Origin of the sequence: Flavobacterium sp. CECT 9288 (assembly GCF_918731615.1) — a bacterium.
Lineage (GTDB): Bacteria > Bacteroidota > Bacteroidia > Flavobacteriales > Flavobacteriaceae > Flavobacterium.
In genome coordinates, this window is record NZ_OU957226.1 from 2,219,980 (window position 1) to 2,241,525 (window position 21,546).

Below are 21,546 nucleotides of genomic sequence, written 5' to 3' on the forward strand. Positions count from 1 at the left end.
GAAAAAGTTTTGTTTTCAAAAGAGAGATTGTTTTGTTACAAAAATAAAGGTTAAAAATGGATTCTTTGTCATTTAAAAATAGACTTTTCCTAAACATATCTTAAACCAAAATTAACTAACTTTACTTTTTATTACTTTAGCGACAAATTTAGAAACTCAAAACATGCCAACCGACTGTATCAGCTATCAAAATTCCGGATATTTCTCTACTTTGATGAACGATTATTTAGATCAAAAAAACAATTTAAATACTCTGTACAACAGATTTCCAAATCTTGAAAACTTTGAAGAGCAAATTCTTGAAAAGCAAAATAACTTTGACAATAGCAACAGATCCATTTTAGTTTCTACTTTACAAAAACAATATTTAAAAGTTGAAACTTCTGTTTTGACCAAACAAAATATTGAATCTTTAAATAATATAAATACATTCACTATCACAACTGGTCATCAACTAAATTTATTCAGCGGACCTTTATATTTTTTGTATAAAATCATCTCGACAATTAATTTAACAACAGAATTAAAATCGAAATATCCTTCCTATAATTTTGTTCCCATTTACTGGATGGCAACTGAAGATCATGATTTTGAAGAAATTAATTATTTCAATTTTAAAGGTAAAAAATTCCGTTGGAACAAAGAAAGTACTGGACCAGTTGGCCGATTATCTACTGAAGGTTTGGCCGATTTCCTTGAAGTATATGCACTCGAATTAGGTTCTAGTATAAATGCGAATACCCTAAAAAAACTATTTGAAGATTCTTATATCAAACACAATAATCTCGCCGATGCTACTCGGTTTTTAGCCAATGCACTATTTGGTAATTACGGCTTAGTAATTATAGATGCCGATAATGCTGACTTAAAACGTAGCTTTATTCCATACATCAAAGAAGAATTACTGCAGCAAACTTCTCATAAATTAGTACTCGAAACTGCTGAAAAATTAAAAGAGTACACCATTCAGGTAAATCCGAGAGAAATAAATCTGTTTTATATTGAAGATAACATCCGGGAACGCATCATCTTTGAAAACAATAAATACAAAGTAAACCACACTAAACTAGAGTTTTCTGAAACAGAAATTCTATCCATTTTAGAAAATCATCCAGAAAAATTCAGTCCAAATGTAATTATGAGACCGTTATATCAAGAAGTAATTTTACCAAATCTTTGTTACATTGGCGGAGGTGGAGAAATTGCCTATTGGTTAGAACTCAAATCTTTTTTTGCTGCTGCAAAAATTACTTTTCCAATGCTTCTGCTAAGGAATTCTGTTTTATTAGCAACCGAAAAACAAGCCAAAAAAGCAGATCAATTAAACTTGAGTTGGTCCGACTTGTTTTCAAAACAGCAAGACTTAAGAAATGATAAAACTAAAGAATTATCAGAGATTCAAATTGATTTAAAAGATTTAAAAGACCAATTAAAACAACAATTTGATTCGCTTCATCAACGTGCCACAAAAACCGACCAATCTTTTATGGGAGCCCTAAAAGCTCAGGAGGCCAAACAAATAAAGGGATTAGAAAACCTAGAAAAACGTTTACTAAAAGCTCAAAAAAGGACTTTAAGTGATGTTTTACAGCGAATTACCGATTTACAAAACGAACTTTTCCCAAATCAAAGTTTACAGGAAAGACAAAATAATTTTTCAGAATTTTACCTTGAATATGGTGAGAATTTAATTCCGCAATTGATTCAAATGCTAAAACCATTGCAATCTAATTTTGATATAATTAAATTTCCTTAAGAAAAACCATAAATAAATGATAAAAGAACGCCTAATTTCGCTGGATGTATTTAGAGGATTTACTATTTTATTGATGACTATTGTCAATAATCCAGGAAGCTGGGCGACTGTTTATCCTCCTTTATTACACTCAGATTGGAATGGTTGTACTCCTACAGATTTAGTTTTTCCCTTTTTTATTTTTATAATGGGAGTAGCGGTTTCATTTGCAATGCCTACAAAAAATTTTGATAACAAAACCTTTAATAAAATACTAATTCGCTCCTTACGAATGTTTTGTTTAGGAATGTTTTTCAATTTTTTTGGAAAAATACAACTTTTTGGACTAGACGGTATTCCCTTATTAATAGGACGCATAATCATAACAATTAGCGTGGGTTATTCACTCATGGGCAGTTTCAATGCAAAAGTAAAAACGTATTTAGCTATTGGTATCTTTGTTACATTTTTATGTTTAGCATATAGTGGAATTGAAGCTTATCAAGACGTCAGGTTACCGGGAGTTTTACAGCGCATTGGAATTGTATATTTTGTAATATCTCTTTTATATTTAAAAACAACGCTTAAAACGCAAATCATAGTAGCATCAACAATTTTAATAGGATATTGGGCAGTAATGACATTGATTCCGGTTCCAGGAATTGGATTACCAATTCTTGATAAAGAAACTAATTTGGCATCTTGGATTGACAGCGTCTTTTTAAAAAATCATGTGTGGGCAGTTACAAAAACGTGGGATCCAGAAGGAATTCTAAGTACAATTCCTGCAATAGCCTCAGGAATAATAGGATTACTGATAGGTCAATTACTCAATCGTCCATTACCTAAACTGGAAATTGTAAAAAAAATGGGAATTGCTGGAATTATTCTTATTATTCTTGGTCTTTTATGGAGCGTCACATTTCCTTTAAATAAATCACTTTGGACGAGCTCTTTTGTTTTATACACATCTGGTATAGCAATACTTTCGTTAACTATTTTCTATTATGTAATTGATGTTGCTAACTATAAAAAATGGACAAAACTATTTCTTGTTTGGGGAGTAAATCCAATGATTGTATTCTTCTTTTCTGAAATAATTCCACAAGCATTAGAAATGATTCAATTTCAAAATCCAGAAATTCCTTCTGAACAAATTAATCTTCAAAATTATTTGTATCATTTTTGGATTGCACCAGTTTTTAATAATCCTATGACGGCATCCTTAGCCGGAGCTTTGATCTATGTAACTATTTGGTCTTTGATTTTAAGACTATTTTATAAACATCAATTAATATTTAAGGTATAATTTAAAAAAAAGGCCTGATTAATCTTAAACAAACTCCTTTTAATTGGTGATTTATTAAAATAAACACATAAAAAAGTTTACTTTTGCAGCCAATTCGAAAAACTTAAAAAAACAAAAAAATGGCTACTAATAGAACATTTACAATGATCAAGCCTGATGCTGTTGCTAATGGACACATCGGAAACATTTTAGCAATGATTACTAATGCAGGATTTAAAATCGTTTCTTTAAAATTAACACAACTTACTGTTGCTGATGCTCAAGCATTTTATGCTGTTCACGCTGCAAGACCTTTTTACGGTGAATTAGTTGAATTCATGTCAAGAGGACCAATCGTTGCTGCAATTTTAGAAAAAGACAATGCTGTTGAAGATTTCAGAACTTTAATTGGAGCTACAAATCCAGCTGAAGCTGCTGAAGGAACTATCCGTAAAGCATACGCAACTTCTATTGGAGAAAATGCAGTTCACGGTTCTGATAGCGATGAAAATGCAGCTATTGAAGGTGCTTTCCATTTTGCTGGAAGAGAGCAATTCTAGTATTCAGTTTTCAGTCGCAGTTAATAGTGACATATAAAAACAGAAAATCCCGTTTCATAATTGAAACGGGATTTTTTATTTGCAATCTCATTGAAAACTAAACACTGTGAATTTTCACTATCTTAAAACCACATCTTTCACCACATCGCGTCTTAATTCCTCATTGATCATTTTGATGATTTTAGACTTTCCGTGACTTAATTCCTCTCGCAAAACAGACGAAGTCAACTCCACATATAACGTGCTTCCTTTCAAAACTACATTATTCGTATAACTGTTCACACCATTCCCCATAAGATTTTTCCAAGCATCTTTCACATCAATTTGATCCATGCCAGGTTGTAACTTATTCACTTGGATTATTTGTTTCAAAACATCCCCTATAGTACTCTGATTATTTAATCTCTTTGCCATCGCCCATCAAGTTTATTGCTGTTGCTCTTTTATAATGGTATTCCGTTTTATCTTTATTCAACAACACCAGCTCTTCATTTGTTAAGGCTATAATTTCCTCACTCCATTTCATATAAGGCGTTGTGTAGTCTATAAAAACACGGTCATCCTCATAACGTACAGCTACTTTTTCCTCTACATCATTCACTAAAAAAGTACCATCAAGTTGTGGCATCACTTTTTTTCTAATCCCTTTGTCTTTTACAATATTAAAATAATCGTAAACCTCATTCATCCTATACTCCTTATCCTCAATAGAGTCAAAAACAACTTTTTTAACCTCCCAATATCCATTTAACAGAGCTACATCTTCGGTTTTAATATTTTGCTTACATGCCAAAAATACCAAGATGAGAATAAAAAAACCAACTATCTTTTTCATATCTATTTTTTTTAGGAGCTATTTCCTGCTGTCCGCTGTATCTTTTTCTTGCTACCTTCCTTCGTCAGTAGTACCAAGAAAAAGGATGCCGCTTCCATCAGGGCTAGACCATTCTACTATAATTGTAATTGTGTAATTGGGTTGAAAAATACCAACAAAAATAAAAAAAACGTATCGATAGCTTTGTCAATACAACAAAGACTTATAAAAAGATACTAGTTCAATTCGCTTAAAAAACAAGAAAACTCGAAATATATCGGTCATATCTTGTTTTGAATTCAGGTTTTAGTTTCCCGATCTCCAAATAAAAACCAAGTATTACTTAGACTTTATCCGAATCAAAAAACCAGCTACAAAAAAAGCCAAACCCACCAAAATCAAAAAATAATACAAACTGATGAACTGCTCCCGAATAAGATTAGCTACAACAAAGCACAACACACTAATCAGATAAAAGTATAGCGGTGGCATGTTTTTGATAGAAGAAAAATTCATAGTAACAACTTATTTGAAAAAACTATCTACAAACTCCAATTTGTTAAAAACTTGAAGATCCTCAATACCTTCACCTACTCCAATGTATTTTACTGGAATTTGAAACTGATCAGAAATTCCGATAACAACTCCGCCTTTTGCAGTTCCATCAAGTTTAGTAACTGCTAAACAACTCACTTCTGTTGCAGCAGTAAATTGTTTTGCTTGTTCAAAAGCATTTTGTCCAGTAGATCCATCAAGAACTAATAAAACATCATGTGGTGCATCGGCAACCACTTTTTGCATTACACGCTTCACCTTAGACAATTCATTCATCAAATTGATTTTATTATGCAAACGTCCTGCTGTATCAATAATAACAATATCAGCTTTTTGAGCCACCGCTGATTGCAAAGTATCAAAAGCCACCGAAGCCGGATCACTTCCCATTTCTTGCCTCACAATAGGAACACCTACACGATCAGCCCAAATTTGCAACTGATCTATCGCAGCGGCACGAAACGTATCTGCAGCACCTAAAACTACATTGTAACCTTGCTTTTTAAATTGATATGCTAATTTACCAATAGTCGTAGTTTTTCCTACCCCATTAACACCTACCACCATAATTACGTATGGTTTTTTATCTGCTGGAATAACAAACTCAGATGACTCACCAGTATTAGTTTCAGAAAGTAAACCAGCTATTTCTTCCCTCAATATTTGGTTCAACTCTGAGATACCTAAATATTTATCTGAAGCTACTCGTTTTTCAATTCTAGTAATGATTTTCAACGTAGTACTTACTCCCACATCAGAGGCAACAAGAATTTCTTCTAGATTATCCAGAACTTCATCATCAACTTTAGACTTTCCTGCGACAGCCTTAGTAAGCTTTGAAAAGAAATTTGTTTTTGACTTTTCTAAACCTTTATCTAGTATCTCTTTTTTCTCTGATGAAAATATTTTTTTAAAAAAACTCATTGTAAGTAGGGTATAAAATGAACTATAAGTCTTAAAAAAACGCTTGTTTTTTTACGGGGTAAATATAGAAAATAAAAAAGCTACTTCCGAATGAAAGTAGCTTTTCTATAAATTATCTCTGTTAATTATTTCTTTTTCAAGAACTCATCAACAGCTTCAGGAGTCATAATAGATTCTACGAATGTATATGCACCTGTTTTTGGAGATTTCACCATTTTGATGGCTTTTGATAATCTCTTAGAAGATGTTTGTAACGATGCTACGGTTTTCTTTGCCATGATTCAAATGTTATTTAAATTTTAATTAGGTTTGAAACGTAAACATTTTAACCTTTTAAAATTTGTAATTATTACTTAATTTCTTTGTGAACAGTTACACGCTTCAAGATTGGATTAAATTTTTTAATCTCTAATCTATCCGGAGTATTTTTTTTGTTCTTAGTAGTGATGTATCTTGAAGTACCTGCAACACCAGTTGTTTTGTGTTCTGTACATTCTAAAATTACTTGGATTCTATTACCTTTCTTTGCCATCTTGCTATATATTTATTGTGGAACGGATTATTTAATAAATCCTTCTGACTGTGCTTTTTTCAAAACAGCAGCAATTCCATTTTTATTAATTGTTTTTATCGTAGATGCAGCTACTCTTAGAGTAATCCATCTATCTTCTTCTGGAAGATAAAAACGCTTTTTAACTAAGTTCACAGAAAATTTTCTCTTAGTTTTGTTCATAGCGTGAGAAACGTTATTTCCTACCATCGCTCTTTTACCTGTAAGGTCACAAACTCTTGACATTATACTTATCTTTTATCGTTAATCAAAATCAGGGTGCAAAGAAAAGAAAAATAAACCTATTAACCAACAATAATTTTACACAATTTTCAAAATTTCTTTATACACTAGCTCTAAACTTTTTATTACAGCCCTATCTATCACTTTTTCACGGGGTTGACCAAAATTAAATTCCTCAACAATTATTTCACTTGGCGTAGCAATTGCAATAAAAACAGTTCCAATTTCAGCATTCGAATCTCCTTTTAGAGGTCCAGCGTTTCCAGTTGTAGCAATTGCATAATCTGTTTTCACTATGGCTTTTACACTTGAAGCCATAGCAGAGACTACTTCTTTACTCACCACCGAATGAGCTTCTATGTCGTGCTTAGAAACTCCAAGTAGATCTATTTTTGCTTGTGTATCATAAGTAACCACACCACCTTTAAAATATTTTGACGCTCCAGCAACAGCAGTTAACACCTGTGCAATTTTACCACCAGTGCAACTTTCGGCTGTTGCAATTGTTTTATTGTGCTTTGTAAGTAGTGATCCCAGAACTACTTCCAGCGTTTCATCATCATCAAAACCTACAATAATATCCTTGATAATCTCAGTTACTGAATTTACATTTTCTTGAATAGCAGCTTCAAGAATTTCTTTATCAGTTCCGCGTGCCGTCAATCGTAAACGGACTCTTCCCGGCGCTGGCAAGTAGGCTAATTTTATAAAAGCAGGCAATCCATTTTCCCATGCTTCAATACGCTCAGCCACTACACTTTCACCTTGACCATAAGTCAAAATGGTTTTGTGGATAATGTAAGGACGTTTATATTCTTGCACAATTTTAGGAATCAGCTCATCTTCAACCAAATATTTCATTTCATAAGGAACTCCTGGAAGAGAAATATAAACTGTATTTTCTTTTTTAATCCACATGCCGGGAGCCGTACCTACTTCATTATGCAACACTATACATTTTGACGGGACTAGCGCTTGATCTTTATTTACTTGTGAAGCTGGCCTGTTCATAACCCTTTCTATGAGCGCTACAACATGCTTTTCAACATCTTGATTGACTATCAATTCATCTTCAAAGTAATCACAAAACGTTTTCTTTGTAATATCATCTTTTGTAGGCCCTAACCCTCCCGTAAGCACCACAAAATCAACAGTATTTTGCAATCTTGACAAGGTTTGTAAAATATGGTTTTTATCATCACTTATAGATAACATTTCTATTGTTTCGATTCCAATTCTATCTAGAGCCTTAGCTATAAATCCCGAATTAGTATCTGTAATTTGACCAATTAATATTTCGTCACCTATTGTAACTATGGTTGCTTTCATTAGTAAATTTTAATTATATAATTATCATATTGGACTTTAAGAACCAATAACTATTTATCATTACATTGTTTTGGAATAAAAATACAACTTTACAGATATTGTTTATAAAAAAAGTGACCCGAAAAGGTCACTTTTTTTATAATAATATTTAAACATCAAAATCTTTTTTGATTTCTTTCACCGCATCATTGACTTGGTTTTTAACACTTTTAAAAGTCTCTTTTATATCCTTCTTTTTCCCTTCGGCTTTTGTCCAAGCTTCAATTTGTAAAATTTCTTCAAAAGCAACATTCATTCCCATTAAATCCAGAGTCGGCTTTATCTTGTGTGCATATGCATAAGCATGCTTGTGGTCTTTCTTCTTTATTCCTTCTTTAATTTGCAATAAATCCTCTGGAACTTCGGTAACAAACAATGTCAATATTTCATTGACAAATTCTGGGTCATTATCTGAAAGTGCGTACACTTTTGATAGATTGTAATGTATAGCCATTATTTTACTTGTATTCTAAATAGTTGTTGTCCTTCTAAAAATCCCTCTAAAACGTCATCTTGATTTACAGCTGCTACTCCTTCTGGAGTTCCTGTAAAAATTACGTCGCCAATTTTAAGCGTAAAAAACTGCGAAACATAAGACACCAATTCATCAATCTTCCAAAGCATCAAGCTTGAATCTCCTTTTTGAACTGATTTTCCATTTTTAAGAAGTTCAAATGTAATATTTTCTAATGAAGAAAATTGACTTTTAGGTAAAAAATCCCCTAAAACAGCTGAACCATCAAACGCCTTTGCTTTTTCCCATGGCAATCCTTTCGACTTTAATTTCTCTTGTAAATCACGTGCTGTAAAATCAATCCCAACACTTATTTCATCATAGTATTTATGAGCAAACTTAGGTTCAATATATTTACCAACCTTACTAATTTTAACAATCAACTCGATTTCATGATGCACATCATTTGAAAATTCAGGAATAACAAAAGGATGTTGTTTTAATAAAATAGCCGAATCTGGTTTTAAAAAAACAACAGGCTCCGATGGCTTTTCATTATGCAACTCTGCGATATGATTGGTATAATTTCTACCGATACAGATTATTTTCATTTCTTAATTAAAAAATTTAATGATTGAAAGATTCAAAAATTAGCTTAATTTATTGTTCAGTTTTCGAAGTTTAATCGCCGTTAAAACTTTCTTGGTGTACAAAGGGAAATCAGCATTTTGAATCCAACTAAAATAACCCGGCTCTGTTTCTAACACCTTTTCTACTTTAACACCTTTATGTTTTCCAAAGGTAAAAATCTCTTCATTATCCTTGTCAAATGCTATCATTCCTGCAAAATCGGCAATTTTCTTGCGAGTTGTAAATTCAGACAACGATTTCATGTCATTTTCCAATTCTGGATAACGGTCTAATTGCGCTTTTAAAATCTCGTAAGTAGCCATGGTATCTGCTTCAGCTGAATGGGCATTTTCAAGATTTTTACCACAATAAAATTTTAAAGCTGCGCTTAAAGTTCGCTCTTCCATTTTATGAAAAACAGTTTGCACATCAACTGAAACTCTATTTTTCATGTCAAAATCTACCCCTGCACGAAGTAATTCTTCGGCCAATAAAGGAATATCAAAACGATCTGAGTTAAATCCAGCCAAATCGCTGTCTTTTATCATATTATACACCTGCGTTGCCAGTTCTTTAAAAGTTGGCTCATTAGCTACTTTTTCATCAGTAATTCCGTGAACCGCTGTAGTTTGTGCCGGAATAGGAATAGTAGGATTTACGAGCCACGTTTTACTTTCCTTGTTCCCGTTTGGGAAAACTTTGAAAATTGATATTTCTACAATTCGGTCTTTTCCAATATCAATTCCAGTAGTTTCAAGATCGAAAAAGCAAATTGGTTTATTGAGTTTTAGTTCCATTTTTTGTTTTTGAATGTGACAAATATAAAAATTTGGAGTTAATTCCAAAGCTAAACAAAGACTAATAAAAGCAGAATAAAAAATAAAACCCCTGATAGACTTTTATATCAATCAGGGGTTTCAATTATTGATTATTTAACTTAAACAGCTCTATCAGCATCAAAAGCCTCTAAATATTCAGCTACACGCTTTACAAAACTACCTCCTAATGCACCATCAACTACTCTATGATCATAGCTGTGTGACAAGAACATTTTTTGACGAATTCCTATAAAGTCTCCTTCAGGGGTTTCAATAACAGCAGGTACTTTACGAATGGCTCCAAGGGCAAGAATACCTACTTGTGGCTGGTTTATAATTGGTGTACCAAAAACACTTCCAAAAGTCCCTACATTAGTAACTGTATAGGTACCACCTTGAGTATCATCTGGTTTTAATTTACCCATTTTTGCACGGTTCCCTAAATCGTTTACCGCTTTTGCCATTCCTACTAAATTTAACTGATCAGCATTTTTAATGACCGGAACAATCAAGTTACCATTTGGTAAGGCAGCAGCCATTCCTAAGTTTATATTCTTTTTCTTGATGATGTAATCTCCATCAACAGAAATATTCATACCTGGAAAATCTTTTAAAGCTTTGGCTACAGCCTCCATAAATATAGGAGTATAAGTAAGCTTTTCACCTTCGCGTTTTTCAAATACGTTTTTATTTTTCTCTCTCCATTTTACAATATTCGTAACATCAACCTCTATAAAAGATTGTACATGCGCTGATGTTTGAACTGAAGCTACCATATAACCCGAAATTAACTTTCGCATACGATCCATTTCAATAACTTCATCACCACCGTTTACAGAAACTGGTACCGCTTTTTGAGCTAAAGGCGCAGCTGCAGGAATAACTTTTTCTAGAACTGGAGCCGGTGCAGCAACTACTGACTGGTTGCCTCTACTTTTCACATACTCAAGGATATCATTTTTAGTAACTCTACCCTCTTTCCCTGTACCAGCAATAGATTCAAGTTCTGTAAGTAAAACACCTTCTTCTTTTGCAATATTCTTAACAAGCGGCGACAAGAATTTTTCTGAATTAGAAAAATCTACTGGCGCAGCAATGGTATTTTTTACAGTCTCAACTTCTTTTTCAATTGAAGTAGCTGCCACAGGTGTAGCAACTGCCGCTTCAGTACTTACACCATCAGAACCATCAGTTTCAATGATTGCAATGGTTTGACCTACTTGTACCAAATCATCTTTTCCAAAAAGTTGTTCTACAAGAACTCCCGAAACCTCACTTGGTACCTCACTATCTACTTTATCAGTAGCAATCTCCAGTACCGCTTCATCAGCTTCAATCTTGTCTCCAACTTCTTTTAACCAGTTGGTAATAGTTGCTTCTGCAACGCTTTCTCCCATTTTTGGAAGTTTTAATTCATATCTTGCCATATTATTAACCTAAAAGGTGATATTGATTTTCAGTTTGCGAAATTACTAAATATTTCAAATATAAATTACATTAAATATAATTTTTTACGTCATTTTAACTACTTCGCCACGTGATGTACTATTATTACTTCCTATTAAAAAATCGGTAGCTTTTGGCTTAATTTTAAAAGTTATTCGTTGATTAAATCCCTCTTTCTTTGCAGATTCCTGAATAGCGATACAATCCTTAAATGATATAAATTCATTGTCAAGAATAATTTCAACATTAGTTTCCTCTTTCACCATTGACGAAAGTAGCATTTTTTCTGTTTTTAAATCATGAAATTTTACTTTTTTTTGTAACGAGCGTTCCATTTTTTGAAGTAAACTTTGATCATTGGTAAACAAAATATATTTTGGAGAAATCATCTTTTTTGTTTTCTGGAATAATGAATTGCCTTGTAAAGTCTTGTATGCGGTAAAAACAGAGACGCCTATTTTCATAAAAACAGCAAACAAACACTCTTTTATCCGAAAAATAGATTTTGCTTTACTAAAATGTTTCTTGTAAAAAAAATGCATCGCCTCTGAAAATCGCTTCATATACAAGCCATCTTTATGAGTACTTTCTCCTTTATAATGAATAACAGTAGTTGCGCCAAAGTAAAAATTATTATATCCCGCTTTTAGCGCCATGTAAGACAAATCAATATCATCAGAATACATAAAACAAGCTTCGTCAAATCCTCCTAATTCTAGATACAACTTTCGTTTTAAAAGCATAAAAGCACCCACTAAAACATCCACTTTCCCAGTTTGCTCTTCCTGCAAATGGTTTGCATAGTACTTGCCTAACATTTTAGATTTAGGGAAAAGTTTATACAGACCCGCAATCTTTGTAAAAGCCACAAATGGAGTTGGAACACCGCGCTTACTCTCTGGAAGAAAACCACCAGCACCATCAATAAGCTTACAACCTACAATCCCTAAATGATCTTTTTGATTAGCAAATTCTAGAATTTTTAAAAAAGTATCTTCAGCCACAACCGTGTCTGGATTTAGAATACAAACATACTCTCCCGAGGCTTGGTCGACACCTATATTATTCCCTTTGGGGAAACCTTCATTCGATTTGTTTTGAATTAACTTTACCGTTGAAAATCGTTGCAATACCATTGCACAACTATCATCGACAGAATTATTATCAACCACAATTATCTCTGCGTCAATACCTTCAATTGCTTTTTGAACACTGATTAAACAAAGCTCCAGAAAGTACCGAACATTGTAATTAAGAATAATAACCGATAGTAACATGTGACAAATGTACAGAGAAAAACAAATAATAGAAACTTGAATAATATTTATCAATATTGCTTAAATAAAATTTGACAACAAAAAACAAATTTTGTGTAACAAAAACCATTAACTCTCCACTAACGTAATTATGAGTGAAAACCTAGAACAGACTTTTGTGCAACTTTTGCAAGAAAACCAAAATATAATCCACAAGATTTGTAGATTGTATACTAATGGTGATGATGCACACAAAGATTTGTTTCAAGAAATCACCATTCAATTATGGAAAGCTTTCCCTAAGTTTAGAGGAGATAGCAAATTTTCTACTTGGGCTTATCGCGTAGCCTTAAATACAGCCATCACCCTATATCGTAAAACAAAACGTTCTATCAGTACTGTGGAGTTTGAAGGCAGGCAACATTTTCTTAATGATGTAGAATATGATTATGAAGAGGAAGAACAATTAAAATTAATGTACAAAGCAGTTTATCAATTGAATGATATTGAAAAAGCATTAATCTTCATGTATCTTGAAGACAAAGACTACCAAGAAATATCCGAAACGTTGGGAATTAGCGAAGTTAACGCAAGAGTAAAAATGAATAGAATAAAAGGGAAATTAAAAAAAATATTAAATCCATTAGAAGCATGAAAGAACTGGATTTACTCAAAAAAGACTGGCAAAAAGAAGGAAATACTTTTGAACAAGTCTCTACAAACGACATTTATGTGATGATTCACAAAAAATCATCTTCATTAGTGAAGTGGATACTAATTGTTAGCATTTTAGAATTTTTAATTTTAAATGGGATATCAATTTTCATCAGTAGCAAAGAATATGATGCATTTGTGATTGCTCACCCCATAATAAAAACCCTAGAACTCATTAATTATATTGTTATTTTTGGTTTTATAATTCTGTTTTACAAAAATTACAAATCTATTTCAACCTTAAATTCAGCCAAAGATCTAATTAAAAAGATATTAAAAACAAGAAAAGTAGTTACGTATTACATTTTTTGGAATATCATTTTTGGCGGGTTAACAGGTACTTATACTGGCCTACAAGCTTTTAACGAAGGCTATAAAGATGGATCAAATACAAAAGTAGACATTTTAGACCCGTCAAGTATTATTGCTTTATTGGTTTTTGGTTTATTTTTTATGGGCTTTATTTGGTGCTTTTATAAGTTAGTTTACGGCACTTTCTTATCCAAACTGAGCAAAAATTACAGCGAATTAAAGAAAATTGACTTGTAAAAAATCAAATTACTATCTGAAATCATCACCTTTAAAATAAAACAGAAACAATACAAGCAAATTTTACTTGCTTGACCTTCAATTAAACTATTATTTATAAAACAATACATACACAACTATTGTTTGTATTTTTGTAATGGACTATATTTGCATTCTTAAAATAACAAACAATGATTAAGATTACTTTACCCGATGGGTCAGTTAGAGAGTTTGCTCCAGGCGTAACTCCAATGGATGTTGCAAAAAGCATCAGTGAAGGATTTGCTAGAAATGTAATTTCAGCCTCTTTTAATGGTACTACTATTGAAACAACAACCCCACTAACCACGGATGGTAGCCTTACATTATTTACTTGGAATGACGCCGATGGTAAAAAAGCATTTTGGCATTCTACTTCACACGTTATGGCTCAGGTTCTTGAGGAAATGTACCCAGGAATTAAGCTTACACTCGGACCCGCAATTGCAAATGGATTTTATTATGATGTAGATTTTGAAGATCATAAAATCACAGATGCTGATTTCAAAAAAATTGAAGACCGTGTTCTTGAAATTTCAAGAGGAAAGCACGAATTTAAACTGCGTCCCGTTTCTAAGGCAGATGCTTTAGAATTATACAAAGACAACATTTACAAAACCGAGTTGATTACTAATCTTGAAGACGGAACGATTACGTTTTGCGATCACGATACCTTTACTGATTTGTGTCGTGGTGGCCATATTCCAAATACCGGTATCATCAAAGCAATGAAAGTAATGAGCGTTGCTGGTGCTTACTGGAGAGGTGATGAGAAAAACAAACAGTTAACCCGAGTTTACGGAACATCGTTCCCAAAACAAAAAGAATTAACGGAATACTTAGAATTACTAGAAGAAGCAAAACGTCGTGACCACAGAAAACTAGGAAAAGAACTGGAGTTATTTGCCTTTTCTCAAAAAGTAGGTCAAGGTCTGCCACTATGGTTGCCTAAAGGAGCTGCCTTAAGAGACAGATTAGAGCAATTTTTGAAAAAAGCACAGAAAAAAGCAGGTTACGAGCAAGTTGTAACTCCACATATTGGTCAGAAAGAATTGTACGTTACTTCTGGTCATTATGCAAAGTATGGAGCAGACAGCTTTCAACCAATTAATACACCTGCAGAAGGAGAAGAGTTTTTATTAAAACCGATGAACTGTCCGCATCACTGCGAAATATACAATGTTCGTCCATGGTCATACAAAGACTTACCAAAACGTTATGCTGAATTTGGAACAGTTTACCGATACGAACAAAGTGGAGAATTACACGGTTTAACTCGCGTGCGAGGATTTACTCAAGATGATGCTCATATTTTTTGTACTCCAGAACAATTAGACGAAGAGTTCAAAAAAGTAATTGACTTAGTACTTTATGTATTTGGTTCATTAGGATTTGAAAACTTTACAGCCCAAATTTCGTTAAGAGATAAGGAAAATAGAGATAAATATATAGGTACCGATGAAAATTGGGAAAAAGCAGAGAATGCAATCATCAATGCTGCTGCAGATAAAGGTTTAAATACTGTAGTAGAATATGGCGAAGCTGCGTTTTACGGACCAAAGTTAGATTTCATGGTTAAGGATGCCCTTGGAAGACAATGGCAATTAGGAACTATACAGGTAGACTACAACTTACCAGAACGTTTTGACTTGACTTACAAAGGTTCTGATAATGAACTACACCGTCCGGTAATGATTCACAGAGCACCTTTTGGTTCTATGGAACGTTTTATAGCAATATTACTAGAACACACAGCAGGAAATTTCCCGCTTTGGCTAATGCCAGAACAAGCTATAATATTGTCTTTGAGCGAGAAATATGAAATATATGCGAAAAAAGTTTTAGATTTGCTAGAAAATCACGAAATTCGCGCCCTCATTGACAACAGAAACGAGACCATCGGTAAGAAAATTAGAGATGCCGAAATGCAAAAAACACCGTTTATGTTGATTGTAGGTGAGGAAGAAGAGAAAAACGGAACCATTTCTATACGCCGTCACGGCCAAGAAGGAAAAGGTAATATCACAGTTACAATAGAAGAATTTGCAGCTATTGTAAACGAAGAAATTAGCAAAACATTGAAAGTATTTACAGTTTAACTTAAATTATAAAGTCATAGCAATAAGAAGCAACAGAGGTTACCAACCTCGCGTAGAAAAAAAAGATGCCCACAGAATAAACAACCTTATTCGTGGTGTACAAGAAGTAAGGCTTGTAGGTGAAAACATTGAACCAGGTGTTTTTAAACTTGCAGAAGCCCTAAGGTTAGCAGATCAGTTTGAATTGGATTTAGTTGAAATTTCTCCAAACGCTGAACCACCGGTTTGTAAAATCATGGATTACAAGAAATTTGTTTACGAACAAAAGAAACGTGATAAGGTTTTAAAAGCGAAATCTACACAAGTTGTTGTGAAAGAAATTCGTTTTGGTCCTCAAACGGATGAGCATGATTATGAATTTAAAAGAAAAAACGCAGAAAAATTCTTAAAAGAAGGCGCAAAGCTAAAAGCATTTGTATTCTTTAAAGGGCGTTCTATAATTTATAAAGATCAAGGTCAGATTTTATTATTGAGATTAGCAACAGATCTTGAAGAATTTGGAAAAGTAGAGGCTATGCCTGTTCTTGAAGGAAAAAGAATGATCATGTTTATTGCTCCTAAGAAGAAAAAATAAGTCTTAAAGTCAAAAGTCTTAGAGTCAAAAGTATTCAACTTTCGACTTTAAGACTTTAAAAACTTTACGACTAAATAAAATAAGTAAGTAAGAATAAATTAAAACACTAGGAAAAAATGCCTAAAATGAAAACCAAATCTAGCGCCAAGAAACGTTTTAAAGTTACTGGTTCTGGAAAGATTAAAAGAAAGCATGCTTTTAAAAGTCACATCTTGACTAAAAAGTCTAAAAAACGTAAATTAGCTTTGACTCACTCAGCGCTAGTTCACAAAACAGATATGAAAAGCATCAAACAACAATTAAGAATTATCTAATAAGTCCAAAGTTAGAAAGTCCTAAAGTCAAAAGTACACACTTTCTACATTCGGCTTTTTACATTTGACTAAAGATTTCTTTAGGTTAAAACAATTTAAAATAACCTTGGAGTATGGCTTTTAAGTTCCTTTGATTCAATTCAGGACGCCTGCTACAAAAAAACAATAAAAATTATGCCAAGATCGGTAAATTCAGTTGCTAAAAGAGCAAGAAGAAAAAAAATAATGAAGCAAGCCAAAGGTTTCTTTGGTAGACGTAAAAACGTTTGGACAGTTGCTAAGAATGCGGTGGAGAAAGCAATGTGCTACGCTTACCGTGATAGAAAAGTGAACAAAAGAAATTTCCGTTCTTTATGGATTCAACGTATCAACGCTGGAGCTAGATTAGAAGGAATGTCTTATTCACAATTCATGGGTAAAGTTAAAGCTAACGGAATCGAATTGAACCGTAAAGTTCTTGCAGATTTAGCTATGAACCACCCAGAAGCTTTCAAAGCAGTACTTAATAAAGTAAAATAAACGTTTTATAAACTCAATTTAGATTACTTACTTATAAAAAAAACCTCAATCAATCGATTGAGGTTTTTTTGTGTCTTGTGATACTTTATTCTTTAATAAGGATTATTGTAGCTTTAAAACCAGTCCCTAAATTCCATTGACTTGCTGATATCAATGCTCCTTTATCGTCATAAACTTTAAATTCTGCTGTGTTTGGCCCTGAACTTCCTTGATTTAAAGCTACAAAGTCAATTTTATTGAACCCTTTTTCTAAAACAATTTCAAAACCTTTAAAATTACTGTCTAAATAAACTTGGTTTTGAATTACTTTATCATTTAACATAACTCGTATTAAATCACCATCTACATAAGCAGCATCCCGATACATAACTTTTGCAGAAACAGATTCCGTAGTGTAATTACCTAAATTTTGGTTTCTACGATAAACTATACCTTCTGAATTATCTTCTTTCTTGTTTAATTTATCTCTGTAAACATCACCTGGATTGATAAACTCACTTGATGGAATCATCGAAATAGGTTTTACTGGCTTCGTTTCGGGAATACTTGTAAGATTTGGATTTGTTACGGGTGGTTTAACATTTGGCGTAGGTGAATTGATTGGGGGAATATCAATTTTAGGTGAAATTGTTTTGTTTATCTTTGGCGCATTATTTTTAGGAGGAATTGCTTTGAACTTTGAATTGAATTCAGATTGAGCAAAACCACTGTAAAATGAACCAAGTAGTATCATTGTGAATAAAATCCTTTTCATAATTTGCGGTACATTCATTTTATAGGTTTTAACAAGTTTTAAAAATATAAAACCTAACATTCACTTTCAAAAATCAAGCCATTTTTTAACTTTCATTTATAACTACAAATGAGTTGAAATAGTATATGAACAGGGTGGAACTTTTAACTATTAAATAAAATTTGACAAAAAATCATTTTTACTTCGCTCCTAAATATCTAATTTTAGACATGAAGACAAAACTGCAGATAAAATGAATTACTAGATGCTGTTTATGTTAGACTTTTCAATGATTTGAAAAGTATCTAATTAAAAATTAAACATATTGGTAACAAAAAATAAAAATATAGCTTTAAATGATACTTTTGTAGGCTGTAACTTTTAAATGAATGGATTTTTCTAAATATCAACAAAAAATAGCATCCCTAATAATGTGGTCCCTCATTTGTACCCTTATTGGGATATTCTCGGGATCTGCCTCTGCCCTGCTTTTGTTTAGTCTTGATTGGGTTACACAACTATTCACGCTTTACAAAACATTGTTTTGGTTGCTTCCAATAGGCGGACTGTTAATAGGATTATTATACCACTACCTAGGCAACGAAAGCAACAAAGGAAACAACCTACTATTGATTGCTTATGAAAATCCTGAAACAAGAGTTCCTTTACGAATGGGATTTTTAGTTTTTTTGGGCACATTAATGACTCATCTTTTGGGAGGATCTGCAGGTAGAGAAGGTACTGCAGTTCAAATGGGAGGAGCAATAGCATATCAATTCAATAAAATAAAAAAAATCTCAAATACGGAATCTCAAATATTAATACTTCTAGGAATTAGTGCGGGATTTGCATCGGTTTTTGGGACACCTCTAGCAGGCGCATTTTTTGCATTAGAAATTGTTGGTTTTAAAAGAATAACACTAAAAAGCATCTTATCTGTATTTTTAGTAGCCTTTATAGCGAATTATACCGTAGACCTTTGGCAAATAGAACATAGCGTTTATTATATTTTTGAAATTCCAAATATCACATTTAAAACACTTTTATGGGTTTTAGTTGCTGGACTTCTTTTTGGCTTGACCGCAATGCTTTATTCAAAAAGTGCTCATTACTGGAATCGATTGTTTAGCGTTACTTTTCCATTTGCTCCTTGGAGACCTCTTGTGGGAGGCTCGTTTCTTGTTATCCTTTTTTACTGTTTTGATATGACACGCTATACAGGACTAGGACTACCCGTAATTGCAGAATCCTTTACAACACCTAGTTTGCCAGAAGATTTTTTATTAAAAATAATTATAACCGGAATCACATTAGGAAGTGGTTTTAAGGGTGGAGAAGTTACTCCGTTATTTTTTATAGGTGCCACACTAGGTAGCGCGTTATCCCTTTTTATTCCCTTACCCATAAGCTTGCTTGCTGGAATGGGATTTGTTGCCTTATTATCTGGCGCTACACATACACCTATAGCTTGTACATTAATGGGGATAGAACTTTTTGGGATTGAGGCTGGTTTATTATTATGTATTGCTTGTAGTACGGCCTATTTTTGTTCAGGTTCTACCGGGATTTACAAATCTCAATTAAAAACAGGACTAAAATATACGTTGTATGCCTTTTGTTTTAAAAAAATACGGTTATTAAGAGGTGTATAATTTGGTAATTTGTAGAAATGATTTCAACATTAGATTAAAAAAATGTAATTTCGCATTCTATGAAAATACAAGACATTCAAGCCGTACAAGAGTTGTTATCAACGCCTAAAAAAATTGCAATAATCCCGCACCGAGGTCCAGATGGCGATGCGATGGGTTCTACATTAGGACTTTATCATTTTTTACTAAAAAACCACCACTACCCTACTGTAATTTCTCCTAATGAGTTCCCTGATTTTCTAGCTTGGATGCCGGGAGCTGACAAAATTAAAATTTACGAGAAGGATAGAGAAAACTGCACAGCACTATTACAAGAAGCTGAACTAATTTTTACATTAGATTTTAATGCTTTGCACAGAACTGGAGAAATGGAAAATGTGTTAGCACAGCTTCAATCTCCATTTATCATGATTGATCATCATCAAAATCCAGATGACTACGCTGCTGTTACCTACTCTGACACCGCATTTGGATCAACTTGTGAAATGCTTTATAATTTTATTACCGCTTTAGGTAAAAAGGATGACATCGATTTCACAATAGGTACTTGTATCTATACGGGAATACTTACTGATTCTGGTTCGTTTAAATTTCCTAAAACCACTGGAACAACACATAGAATTGTTGCAGAACTAATTGATTTAGGCGTTCAAAATACAGAAATCCCGAGTTTACTATTTGACAATAGTTCTTATGGAAGACTCCAAATATTAGGTAGAGCGCTTCAAAACATGATTATCTATCCAGAATTTAAGACTGCTTATACAACACTTACTCAAGAGGAACTGAACTCTTTTAATTATATAAAAGGAGACACTGAGGGAATTGTAAATTATGGTCTAAGCATACAAGGAATACATTTTGCAGCTATCTTTATAGAAAATAAAGAAGAAAAAATTATTAAAATTTCGTTTCGTTCACAAGGTGATTTTGATGTTAATCAATTTGCAAGAGAACACTTTAACGGCGGTGGACATCGCAATGCCGCTGGAGGAAAATCAGAACTTACGATGGAAGAAACCCAAAAGAAATTTGAAGATTTACTAACAAAAATAAGCATCTAAATCCATGAAAAACAGCAACCTAATTGCAGTTGTATTCTTTTTATTTCTTTTACTTTCGGGCTGCAAACAGCATCAGGATGCTAGAAGACCTATTTCCCAATCGTCTGGGAGTTTTATGAAAAAATCGATTCTGCGCAATAAAAAATTGGTTGCAACAGAGGAAAGTCAGATACAAAACGTTATCAAAAACAATCCAAGTACAGTATACTTGGCATCAAAAAAAGGTTACTGGTACTCGTATGAAGCAAGAAATACAATTGACACCCTCACTCCTAAAAAAGGAGACGTTGCTTTGTTTGACTATGAAATTAAGGATTTAAAAGGCACCTTGATTTACTCTCAAGAAGAACTAAAACCACAAGTGTATTATGTTGATAAACAAAATATAATGATGGGTTTACGTGACGGAATCAAATTAATGCATCGTAATGAGAAAGTAAATTTTTTATTCCCCTCAAATATGGCTTACGGCTATCATGGTGACGATAAAAAAATAGATACAAACCAACCAATTATTTGTACCGTTACATTGCGAGATTTTAAACCCGAAGTGGCGTATAAAAAAGAAGTTCTACAAACTGTTGCACCTACAACTGACGTTATTGCAAAAAAAGCCTCTAACCCTATAACCAAAGAAAAAGATACTATAACTCCATAACAATTAATTTA

General features: G+C 32.9%; 25 protein-coding genes. 12 read left to right on the forward strand and 13 right to left on the reverse strand.

Annotated features, from left to right (window positions below; translation table 11 throughout):
• Positions 1-163 precede the first annotated feature (163 nt).
• From bshC to LQ189_RS09795, 3 genes are all read left to right on the forward strand, one after another.
• Positions 164-1,756: a bacillithiol biosynthesis cysteine-adding enzyme BshC gene (gene bshC / locus LQ189_RS09785; RefSeq protein ID WP_230156275.1), complete on the forward strand. Its 1,593-nt coding sequence runs from the start codon at positions 164-166 to the stop codon at positions 1,754-1,756.
• A gap of 16 nt (positions 1,757-1,772) precedes the next feature.
• Positions 1,773-3,044: an acyltransferase family protein gene (locus LQ189_RS09790; RefSeq protein WP_230156276.1), complete on the forward strand. Its 1,272-nt coding sequence runs from the start codon at positions 1,773-1,775 to the stop codon at positions 3,042-3,044.
• A gap of 119 nt (positions 3,045-3,163) precedes the next feature.
• Entirely contained in the window at positions 3,164-3,583 is a 420-nt protein-coding gene (locus LQ189_RS09795) for a nucleoside-diphosphate kinase (protein ID WP_072941331.1), read from the forward strand.
• Positions 3,584-3,700: 117 nt separating this feature from the next.
• Here the strand turns inward: LQ189_RS09795 and LQ189_RS09800 are convergent, their stop codons facing one another.
• The 12 genes from LQ189_RS09800 to LQ189_RS09855 all read right to left on the reverse strand — a co-directional run bounded on the left by LQ189_RS09800 (position 3,701) and on the right by LQ189_RS09855 (position 12,662).
• Entirely contained in the window at positions 3,701-3,997 is a 297-nt protein-coding gene (locus LQ189_RS09800) for a DUF721 domain-containing protein (RefSeq protein WP_144892810.1), read from the reverse strand.
• A complete protein-coding gene (locus LQ189_RS09805; protein ID WP_230156278.1) occupies positions 3,978-4,418 on the reverse strand; it encodes a hypothetical protein in 441 nt (146 codons plus the stop codon). The genes LQ189_RS09800 and LQ189_RS09805 overlap by 20 nt, the downstream gene beginning before the upstream one ends.
• Positions 4,419-4,922: 504 nt before the next feature.
• Positions 4,923-5,876, reverse strand: a complete 954-nt coding sequence (gene ftsY, locus LQ189_RS09810) for a signal recognition particle-docking protein FtsY (protein ID WP_230156280.1) — start codon at positions 5,874-5,876, stop codon at positions 4,923-4,925.
• Between the two features lie 125 nt (positions 5,877-6,001).
• Positions 6,002-6,154 carry a DUF4295 domain-containing protein gene (locus LQ189_RS09815; protein ID WP_082014152.1) on the reverse strand — a complete coding sequence of 51 codons (153 nt, stop codon included), beginning with the start codon at positions 6,152-6,154 and terminating at the stop codon, positions 6,002-6,004.
• A gap of 71 nt (positions 6,155-6,225) precedes the next feature.
• A complete protein-coding gene (rpmG, locus tag LQ189_RS09820) occupies positions 6,226-6,408 on the reverse strand; it encodes a 50S ribosomal protein L33 (RefSeq protein WP_007805817.1) in 183 nt (60 codons plus the stop codon).
• Positions 6,409-6,435: 27 nt separating this feature from the next.
• Positions 6,436-6,672, reverse strand: a complete 237-nt coding sequence (gene rpmB, locus LQ189_RS09825; RefSeq protein WP_024980263.1) for a 50S ribosomal protein L28 — start codon at positions 6,670-6,672, stop codon at positions 6,436-6,438.
• A 75-nt stretch (positions 6,673-6,747) separates the two neighbouring features.
• Positions 6,748-7,998 (reverse strand): CinA family nicotinamide mononucleotide deamidase-related protein, encoded by a 1,251-nt coding sequence (locus tag LQ189_RS09830; protein ID WP_230156287.1) that lies wholly within the window; start codon positions 7,996-7,998, stop codon positions 6,748-6,750.
• A 148-nt stretch (positions 7,999-8,146) separates the two neighbouring features.
• On the reverse strand, positions 8,147-8,491 hold the full coding sequence (locus tag LQ189_RS09835; protein WP_144892818.1) for an Hpt domain-containing protein: 345 nt from the start codon (positions 8,489-8,491) through the stop codon (positions 8,147-8,149).
• Positions 8,491-9,102, reverse strand: coding sequence for a fumarylacetoacetate hydrolase family protein (locus LQ189_RS09840; RefSeq protein WP_144892819.1), 612 nt, complete (start codon positions 9,100-9,102; stop codon positions 8,491-8,493). Before LQ189_RS09840 ends, LQ189_RS09835 begins: the two co-directional genes overlap by 1 nt.
• 39 nt (positions 9,103-9,141) lie before the next feature.
• Positions 9,142-9,918: a 3'-5' exonuclease gene (locus tag LQ189_RS09845; RefSeq protein WP_086453246.1), complete on the reverse strand. Its 777-nt coding sequence runs from the start codon at positions 9,916-9,918 to the stop codon at positions 9,142-9,144.
• Positions 9,919-10,058: 140 nt separating this feature from the next.
• Entirely contained in the window at positions 10,059-11,366 is a 1,308-nt protein-coding gene (locus tag LQ189_RS09850; protein WP_230156295.1) for a dihydrolipoamide acetyltransferase family protein, read from the reverse strand.
• A gap of 84 nt (positions 11,367-11,450) precedes the next feature.
• Entirely contained in the window at positions 11,451-12,662 is a 1,212-nt protein-coding gene (locus LQ189_RS09855; protein ID WP_230156297.1) for a glycosyltransferase family 2 protein, read from the reverse strand.
• A gap of 130 nt (positions 12,663-12,792) precedes the next feature.
• On the opposite strand from LQ189_RS09855, the gene LQ189_RS09860 reads away from it, so the two are divergent.
• The 6 genes from LQ189_RS09860 (at position 12,793) to rplT (ending at position 17,428) form a co-directional block, all read left to right on the forward strand.
• Entirely contained in the window at positions 12,793-13,296 is a 504-nt protein-coding gene (locus LQ189_RS09860) for an RNA polymerase sigma factor (protein ID WP_086453227.1), read from the forward strand.
• A complete protein-coding gene (locus tag LQ189_RS09865; RefSeq protein ID WP_086453228.1) occupies positions 13,293-13,904 on the forward strand; it encodes a hypothetical protein in 612 nt (203 codons plus the stop codon). The genes LQ189_RS09860 and LQ189_RS09865 overlap by 4 nt, the downstream gene beginning before the upstream one ends.
• Before the next feature lie 170 nt (positions 13,905-14,074).
• Positions 14,075-16,021 (forward strand): threonine--tRNA ligase, encoded by a 1,947-nt coding sequence (gene thrS, locus LQ189_RS09870; protein ID WP_230156299.1) that lies wholly within the window; start codon positions 14,075-14,077, stop codon positions 16,019-16,021.
• A gap of 16 nt (positions 16,022-16,037) precedes the next feature.
• Positions 16,038-16,595 carry a translation initiation factor IF-3 gene (infC, locus tag LQ189_RS09875; protein ID WP_370514380.1) on the forward strand — a complete coding sequence of 186 codons (558 nt, stop codon included), beginning with the start codon at positions 16,038-16,040 and terminating at the stop codon, positions 16,593-16,595.
• 116 nt (positions 16,596-16,711) lie between these two features.
• Entirely contained in the window at positions 16,712-16,909 is a 198-nt protein-coding gene (rpmI, locus tag LQ189_RS09880; RefSeq protein ID WP_022827375.1) for a 50S ribosomal protein L35, read from the forward strand.
• Between the two features lie 174 nt (positions 16,910-17,083).
• The gene (rplT, locus tag LQ189_RS09885) at positions 17,084-17,428 is read left to right on the forward strand and encodes a 50S ribosomal protein L20 (RefSeq protein ID WP_086453231.1); all 345 of its coding nucleotides are present in this window, start codon (positions 17,084-17,086) and stop codon (positions 17,426-17,428) included.
• Positions 17,429-17,513: 85 nt separating this feature from the next.
• Here rplT and LQ189_RS09890 read toward each other — a convergent pair whose 3' ends face one another.
• Positions 17,514-18,200 (reverse strand): hypothetical protein, encoded by a 687-nt coding sequence (locus tag LQ189_RS09890; RefSeq protein ID WP_230156301.1) that lies wholly within the window; start codon positions 18,198-18,200, stop codon positions 17,514-17,516.
• Between the two features lie 350 nt (positions 18,201-18,550).
• Here LQ189_RS09890 and LQ189_RS09895 point away from each other — a divergent pair, with 350 nt between their 5' ends.
• Genes LQ189_RS09895 through gldI form a run of 3 tightly spaced genes read left to right on the forward strand, consistent with a single transcriptional unit; the run spans position 18,551 to position 21,535 of the window.
• Positions 18,551-19,813 carry a chloride channel protein gene (locus tag LQ189_RS09895; RefSeq protein ID WP_230156303.1) on the forward strand — a complete coding sequence of 421 codons (1,263 nt, stop codon included), beginning with the start codon at positions 18,551-18,553 and terminating at the stop codon, positions 19,811-19,813.
• Between the two features lie 59 nt (positions 19,814-19,872).
• The gene (locus LQ189_RS09900; protein WP_230156310.1) at positions 19,873-20,877 is read left to right on the forward strand and encodes a bifunctional oligoribonuclease/PAP phosphatase NrnA; all 1,005 of its coding nucleotides are present in this window, start codon (positions 19,873-19,875) and stop codon (positions 20,875-20,877) included.
• A gap of 4 nt (positions 20,878-20,881) precedes the next feature.
• Entirely contained in the window at positions 20,882-21,535 is a 654-nt protein-coding gene (gene gldI / locus LQ189_RS09905) for a gliding motility-associated peptidyl-prolyl isomerase GldI (RefSeq protein ID WP_230156312.1), read from the forward strand.
• The last annotated feature ends 11 nt before the right edge of the window (positions 21,536-21,546 follow it).